We start from the raw sequence: 292 nt of genomic DNA, 5'->3' as shown, positions 1-292 counted from the left end.
CTGACAATAAAACGATATTTTTTATTCTTTCTAAGGTATGGCGTAATCGTTAAAAAGCCTGTTCCGGAGTTTGTTATGTCATTGCCGCATTATCACGCTGAAACTGACCTTAACGCTGAAAATTTGCTCAGATTGCCTGCTGAATTCGGCTGTCCGGTCTGGGTCTATGACGCGCACATTATTCGCCGTCAGATAGCCGCCCTGCAGCAGTTTGACGTCGTGCGTTTTGCGCAAAAAGCCTGTTCGAACATTCATATCCTGCGCTTAATGCGCGCGCAGGGCGTCAAGGTGG

Annotated in this window: 1 pseudogene; it reads left to right on the top strand. The window is 47.6% G+C overall.

What is annotated here, in order from left to right:
- Positions 1 to 75: 75 nt before the first annotated feature.
- Positions 76 to 292: pseudogene (locus J4G32_RS20840) on the top strand (hypothetical protein); the annotation flags it as partial.

Source organism: Microvirga antarctica (genome assembly GCF_017921815.1).
Lineage (GTDB): Bacteria > Pseudomonadota > Alphaproteobacteria > Rhizobiales > Beijerinckiaceae > Microvirga > Microvirga antarctica.
This window is presented reverse-complemented; position numbering and strand designations above follow the sequence as displayed.